Genomic DNA, 6,727 nt, shown 5'->3' on the forward strand with positions numbered 1-6,727 from the left:
GCGACGGCGGGCACCACCGACACGGGCGCCGTCGACCCCCTGGATGAACTGGCCGACGTGGTACGGGAGTACGGGCAGCGGCTTCCGTCGGGGCCGGCAGGCGGGCGGCTGCATGTGGATGCGGCGTACGGCGGCATGCTGCTCTTCAGCGGTCGGCTGCGCTCACGGCTCGCCGGGCTGGAGCGTGCCGACAGCGTGACCCTGGACCTGCACAAGTTGGGCTGGCAGCCGGTCGCAGCCGGGGTGTTCGTGGTGCCGGACCGGGGCGCGCTGAGGCCCCTGGACCACCGCGCCGACTACCTCAACGCCGATGACGACACGGCTGCCGGGCTGCCCAACCTGCTGGGGCGCTCCCTCCGTACGACTCGCCGTCCCGATGTGTTCAAGGTGGCCGTCACACTGCGCGCCCTGGGCCGTGCCGGGCTGGCGGCACTCGTGGAGCAGACCTGCGATGTGGCTGTGCGGCTCGCCGAACTGGTCGATGCTGACCCGCGGTTCGAGCTGTTCGGCATGCCCGAGCTGTCGACCGTCCTCTTCCGCCCGGCGGGTGCGGGCGCTGACGCGGTCGCAGAGATCCGGCGTCGTCTGCTGGTCGAGGGGCGCGCGGTGCTGGGCCGTGCCGGTGACGAGGACGGGGGTCTGTGGCTCAAGGCCACCCTGCTGAACCCGCACACGGGCCCGAGCGATCTGGACGCCCTGCTCAAGCTCGTGCACGACGCCTGGCCCGCACGAACCGCCGCTCCGGCCACGCCCATTGACGGCTCGCGCAGCGCCCCTCCTGACGGCACCCCCGACGCGTCCCGCACCAGCATCCCGGCCGCGCCCATTGACGGCTCCCGAACCAGCCCTCCCGGCGCGCCACGCACCAGCCCTGCCGACGGCTCCCCCGACGCGTCCCGAACCAGCCCTGCCGGCGCGTCCCGCGCCAGCTTCCCGGCCGCGCCCCCGTCACCTCCCGTGTCAACCGCCCCTGACGCCGCCCAAGCCGCGAGGAGCCGCCGCTCATGACCACAGCCGACGATCACGGTACGAACGGCGTCGCCCGGAACGGGGCCGGGAAGGCGGGGCGTTCCCACGCGTTGCCCGGGCAGCGCACTGCGGCCGGGACGGCCAGGACGAGCGGGAAGGCTGCGACAACGGGGGCTACGGGTGCTTCGGTGCGGCAGCCCCTCGATCTGGCGGGCATCGGCATCGGGCCGTTCAACCTCTCCCTCGCGGCCCTGGCCGACGGCGTTCCCGGTCTGCGCACCGCCTTCTACGAGCAGCGTGCGGGCTTCCGCTGGCATCCCGGCATGCTCATCGAGGGTGCGACGCTCCAAGTGCCGTTCCTGGCCGACCTGGTGACCCTCGCGGACCCGGCGTCGCCCTGGTCCTTCCTCAACTATCTCAAGTCCCAGGACCGGCTCTTCCCCTTCTACTTCGCCGAACGGTTCCACATGGAGCGCGCCGAGTACGACGCGTACTGCCGCTGGGTGAGTGAGGGTCTGGGGGCCGGTGCGGGCCTCCAGTTCGGTCACCGGGTGGATGCCGTGCGGTGGAACCCTGAACGCAGGTTGTTCGAGGTCGACTTCACGCGGCTGGACGCTGAGGATTCCGCGCCGCCCGGCCGTTCGTACGCGCGCAATCTGGTGCTCGGGGTCGGCACCGCACCGCACGTGCCGGAGCCGTTGCGTTCCCTGGCGGCCTCGACGGGAGCAGGTGCGCCGGTCATCCACTCGTCCGACTATCTCGACCACCGTGAGCGGCTGTTGGCGGCCGACCATGTCACGGTCGTCGGGTCGGGCCAGTCGGGGGCGGAGGTCTTCCTGGACCTGCTGCGGCGCCGGCCTTCCGGGAAGGAGGGTCTGCACTGGCTCACGCGCAGCGCCGCGTTCGCACCCATGGAGTACAGCAAGCTGGGCCTGGAGCACTTCACGCCGGACTACACCCGCTACTTCCACGGGCTGGCCGAGCCGGTGAGGGACTCTCTCGTGCCGCGGCAGTGGCAGTTGCACAAGGCGGTCGATCACGACACCCTCGCCGCCGTCCATGACGAGCTGTACCACCGCACGCTGGGCGGGGGCTGGCCCGATGCGGTGATCACGCCGGGTGTGGCCGTCCGTACGGCCGGGCGCGTGGGCGCCACGAGGGTGGAGCTGCATCTGGAGCAGCTGGAGCAGGACGTGCGGACGCGGCTGGTGACGGATGCCGTCGTGCTGGCGACGGGTTACCGCGAGCGTCCGCTGGACGGCGTGCTGGCCTCGCTGGAGCCGTGGCTGCGGCGGGACGCGTCGGGGCGGATCGTCGTGGACGAGCGTTACCGGGTGGTGACGGACCGGTCGGTGACAGGGGCGGTTCATGTACAGAACGCCGAGCGGCACAGTCACGGCGTCGGTGCCCCGGATCTGGGGCTTGCGGCACATCGCAGCGCGGTGATCCTCAACTCCGTCTCCGGGCAGGAGCGTTACCGCCTGCCTCGGCGTACGGCGTTCACGACGTTCGGGCTGCGCCCTGAGGGTTCGCTCGCCGACGGGGCTCCCGGCGTGGCGGTGCGTGCGGACCGGGGGGATGCGCAATTCCGTCCGCTGCGCATGAGTTGAGGCCGTCGGCGAGCAGGCGCCGGAAGCAGCTGACAAGCCTGCGCCGTGGTGGAAGACTGCAGGGATGTTCGATCACATTTCGATTCAGACGCAGGACCCCGCCGCCGCAGCGGCCTTCTACGACGCCGTGCTTGCGCCCCTGGGCGCGGGCCGGGTTCTCGACTTCGGCGACGTCATCGGTTACGGCAGCAAGGCCCCCGCCTTCTGGCTGGGCCCCGCCGACCCAGCGGGGCGCGCCCGCGAAACGCACATCGCGTTCGCCGCCCCCGACCGTGCCACCGTCGACGCCTTCCACAAGGCGGCCGTCGAGGCCGGCGCCGAGGTGCTGCACGCGCCGCGGGTGTGGCCCGAGTACCACGAGACGTACTACGGGGCCTTCGTCCGCGACCCGGACGGCAACAACGTCGAGGCGGTCTGCCACAGCCCTGCCTGATCCCGGCGAGGGCCGGTGCGGGTCTGCAAGAGTGACCGTATGACCTACGACTCCGGTACGTCCGACCCCTCCGTCACCGGCCCTCTCCCCTACGGCACCGCGGACGAGCCGCGAGTCGCCGTGCGCGGCGAGGCCAGCCTCGAGTTCGACCCGGAGATCGCCCGCATCGCAGTGCAGGTGAGCGTGCGAGGCACCGACCGGCGCGAGGCACTGGAGTCGCTGACGCGCCGCAACTCCGAGGTGCTGGAGCTACTCAAGGGCTACGGGGAAGCGGTGGAGAAGCTGTCGACCGGCGCGTTCTCCGTCTCGCCGGAACTCTCGGAGAAGGGCCGCCGGGAGCGCGTGCGCACCTACAACGGGCGGGTGCACATCTCGGCGACGGTGGCGGACTTCACCGCGCTCGGCGAGATGACGACGCGGCTCGCGGATATGGACATGACCACGGTGGACGGGCCGTGGTGGGCACTGCGCACCGACTCCCCCGCCCACCGGGAGGCACGGCAGCAGGCGGTGCGCGAGGCGGTGACCCGGGCAAGGGAGTACGCGGGGGCACTGGGCGCCGAGCTGGTGGCACTGCTGGAGCTCGCGGATCTCGGCGCGGAGAGCGCGCCGCCCCCGGCTCCGGCCGGCATGCGTTCCGCCTCCTACGGCGGGCCGCCCGCCGGGGGTGCCGCACCGGCACTGGACCTGGAGCCGAAGCGACAGAGGGTGCAGGCACAGGTGAACGCCCGCTTCCTGATGACCCGCCCCGCTCTGTGACGAGGCGGTGGCGCAGAGCATCGGTGCCGGTGCGAGAGCAATGGCCGGCCCCGCTCATCAGAGCGAGCGGTTGCCCACTTTATTAGTTGTCAATGTCCCTTCCGCCAAAGGGCATTGACGAGTCATTTGCGCGCCGGTCTCTACCCATGGGTAAGTCGTAGGCTCGGAGCATGCGCCGCGCAAAGATCGTCAGCACACTGGGCCCCGCCACCAACTCGTACGAGCAGATCAAAGCGCTCGTCGACGCCGGTATGGACGTGGCCCGCCTGAACATGAGCCACGGCTCTCACGCCGAGCACGAAGAGCGTTACCACCACGTGCGCAAGGCTTCGGAGGAAGCCGGCCGCAGCGTCGGCATCCTCGCTGATCTTCAAGGTCCGAAGATTCGTCTCGGCAGGTTCCGCGAGGGACCGGTACTGCTTGAACGCGGCGACGAATTCTCCATCTCCGTCGAGGAGATGGAGGGCGACCGTTCCTGCTGCGGCACCACCTACGACGGGCTGGCCGCGGACGTCTCGGCGGGAGAGCGCATCCTCGTCGACGACGGCCGCGTGACGCTGGAAGTGGTCTCGGTGGAAGGCCCCGTCGTGAAGACCGTCGTCATCGAGGGCGGCATGGTCTCCGACCACAAGGGCCTCAACCTGCCGGGGGTCTCCGTCTCCGTGCCCGCCCTCTCCGAGAAGGACGTCGAGGACCTGCGGTGGGCGCTGCGCACGGGCGCCGACGTCATCGCGCTCTCCTTCGTACGCAGCGGGCACGACGTGAAGGAGGTGCACCGGATCATGGCGGAGGAGGGCCGGCACCTCCCCGTCATCGCGAAGCTGGAGAAGCCGCAGGCCGTGACGAACCTGGAGTCCGTCGTCGACGCCTTCGACGGAGTGATGGTGGCGCGCGGCGACCTGGGCGTCGAGATGCCGCTGGAGTCGGTGCCGCTGGTGCAGAAGCGTGCCATCAAGCTCTGCAGGCGTAACGCCAAGCCCGTCATCGTGGCCACGCAGATGCTGGAATCCATGATCGACGCCTCACGGCCGACGCGAGCCGAGGTCTCGGACGTGGCGAACGCGGTGATGGACGGCACCGACGCGGTGATGCTCTCCGGCGAGACGAGCGTCGGCAAGCACGCCGTCGACACGGTGAAGACGATGGGCCGCATCGTCGAGGCCGCGGAGCAGGACGAGCTGGCCAAGGGCCTGCCCCCGCTGACGGAGCACAGCAAGCCCCGCACACAGGGTGGTGCGGTGGCGCGAGCGGCAGCGGAGATGGGCGACTTCCTCGGTGCGAAGTTCCTGGTGGCCTTCACCCAGTCCGGCGACACCGTGCGCCGCCTGTCCCGCTACCGCTCGCCCGTCCCGGTCCTCGCCTTCACACCGGACGAGGCCACGCGTGCGCAGCTCAGCCTGACGTGGGGGGTCGAGTCCTTCCTGGGTCCGACGGTGCTGAGCACGGACGAGATGGTCGACCAGGTCGACGAGCAGCTGATGAAGCTGGGGCGCTGCGAGAAGGGCGACCTGGTCGTCATCACTGCGGGCTCGCCTCCCGGGGTTCCCGGATCGACGAACCTGGTCCGCGTCCACCACATCGGCGAGGACGACTCCCCGAAGCCGTGACGGGGGCCCACTGACCAGGCACCACCTGACCAGGCACGACTGACGAGGGCGTGACGGGAGCCCGACGGGACGTGGCCAGGAGCCGGCCGAAGGCTCGGGCTGTCAGGTCCCGACGCGGCCGTGACAGGTGACGGGCCGTGGCCAGGGGCCGCCTTTGCCCGAGGGGCTGTCAGGTCCTGGCGATCGTCTCGTGGTGGCGGATGACCTCGGCGATGACGAAGTTGAGCAGCTTCTCCGCGAAGGCGGGGTCGAGCTTCGCGCTGACGGCCAGCTCCCTCAGTCTGGCGATCTGACTCGCCTCACGGGCCGGGTCGGCCGGGGGCAGGTCGTGGTCGGCCTTGAGGCGGCCTACGCGCTGGGTGCACTTGAAGCGCTCGGCGAGCATGTGCACCACCGCGGCGTCGATGTTGTCGATGCTGTCGCGCAGTTCGACCAGCTCGGCCCGTACCGAATCCTCGATGCCTTCGGTTGTGCTCTCGCTCGCGCCGCCGCCGCTGGGGCCGGTCGGGGTGCCGTGGGTCTTCGCCATGCTGCCGTTCCAGGTGGGAGTGGTGGTGCCGGGCGGTGCGAGCCTATGCCGACGTCGCCGACGGCGTCGCTTCCTCCTCGCCGGGACCGGCTGTCGCGAACGTACAGTGACAGTGACCGTGAGAACCGGGGGTGGTGTCGATGACGGCACGCGACGCGCAGGGCCGGCCCGCCGCTGACCCCGTCGAGCGCGGATTCCCGCATCTGCAGACCGTCCGCGCCGCGATCACCGCGCTCTACAAGGCGGTCACCTGGGACACCGTGCAGCAGTTCGACAGCAGCGTCGTGCCCAGCGACGTGGCCTTCTCCGACGACGAGGACCTCTACGCAGGTGTGCAGCGCGTGGCGCGCGTCATGGTCCAGCACCTCCGGCTGCCGGATGCGCGGATGATCGTCAGCTTCCGCGAGATGGAGAACGCCGCACACGTCGAACTCGCCGCGGGCCCCGAGTACTTCATCGAGTTGAACTCCCGCTTCAAGCGTCACCGCCGCGACATCGGGGCGGCCCTCGCGCACGAGGTCATGCACGTCTACCTGCACCGCCTGGGCCTGGCCTTCCACGGCACCCGGGACAACGAGATCCTCACCGACACGGCGGCGGCCTATCTCGGTGCGGGCTGGCTGCTGCTGGACGCCTTCCGGCAGGACGAGGTCACCTCGCAGAAACTGGGCTATCTCACGCCGGAGGAGTACGGCTACGTGCTGGCGAAGAGGGCCGCCGTCTTCGGCGAGGACCCGGCGGTGTGGTTCACCAGCCCGCAGGCGTACGAGGCGTACGTCGAGGGCAGCGCGCTGGCCCGGGAGGACGAGACGCGCCCGCC

The 6,727-nt window shown here is 70.7% G+C and carries 7 protein-coding genes; 6 read left to right on the forward strand and 1 reads right to left on the reverse strand.

Annotated elements, in window-relative coordinates; genetic code table 11:
- The 5 genes from H5J26_RS26780 to pyk all read left to right on the forward strand — a co-directional run.
- On the forward strand, positions 1-1,008 hold a 1,008-nt coding region (locus H5J26_RS26780; RefSeq protein ID WP_235981161.1), incomplete at its 5' end, for a pyridoxal phosphate-dependent decarboxylase family protein.
- On the forward strand, positions 1,005-2,579 hold the full coding sequence (locus H5J26_RS26785) for a SidA/IucD/PvdA family monooxygenase (RefSeq protein WP_181768546.1): 1,575 nt from the start codon (positions 1,005-1,007) through the stop codon (positions 2,577-2,579). The genes H5J26_RS26780 and H5J26_RS26785, both read left to right, overlap by 4 nt.
- Before the next feature lie 64 nt (positions 2,580-2,643).
- Positions 2,644-3,012 carry a VOC family protein gene (locus H5J26_RS26790; protein ID WP_181768547.1) on the forward strand — a complete coding sequence of 123 codons (369 nt, stop codon included), beginning with the start codon at positions 2,644-2,646 and terminating at the stop codon, positions 3,010-3,012.
- A 39-nt stretch (positions 3,013-3,051) separates the two neighbouring features.
- On the forward strand, positions 3,052-3,771 hold the full coding sequence (locus H5J26_RS26795; protein ID WP_181768548.1) for an SIMPL domain-containing protein: 720 nt from the start codon (positions 3,052-3,054) through the stop codon (positions 3,769-3,771).
- A 170-nt stretch (positions 3,772-3,941) separates the two neighbouring features.
- On the forward strand, positions 3,942-5,378 hold the full coding sequence (gene pyk / locus H5J26_RS26800) for a pyruvate kinase (RefSeq protein WP_181768549.1): 1,437 nt from the start codon (positions 3,942-3,944) through the stop codon (positions 5,376-5,378).
- A gap of 169 nt (positions 5,379-5,547) precedes the next feature.
- Here the strand turns inward: pyk and H5J26_RS26805 are convergent, their stop codons facing one another.
- The gene (locus tag H5J26_RS26805) at positions 5,548-5,907 is read right to left on the reverse strand and encodes a chorismate mutase (protein WP_181768550.1); all 360 of its coding nucleotides are present in this window, start codon (positions 5,905-5,907) and stop codon (positions 5,548-5,550) included.
- A 140-nt stretch (positions 5,908-6,047) separates the two neighbouring features.
- Here H5J26_RS26805 and H5J26_RS26810 point away from each other — a divergent pair.
- Positions 6,048-6,727 (forward strand): hypothetical protein (locus H5J26_RS26810; protein ID WP_181768551.1); only part of this gene is annotated, 680 nt, incomplete at its 3' end.

This window comes from Streptomyces albidus (ex Kaewkla and Franco 2022), from assembly GCF_013870515.1.
GTDB classification, from domain to species: domain Bacteria; phylum Actinomycetota; class Actinomycetes; order Streptomycetales; family Streptomycetaceae; genus Streptomyces; species Streptomyces albidus.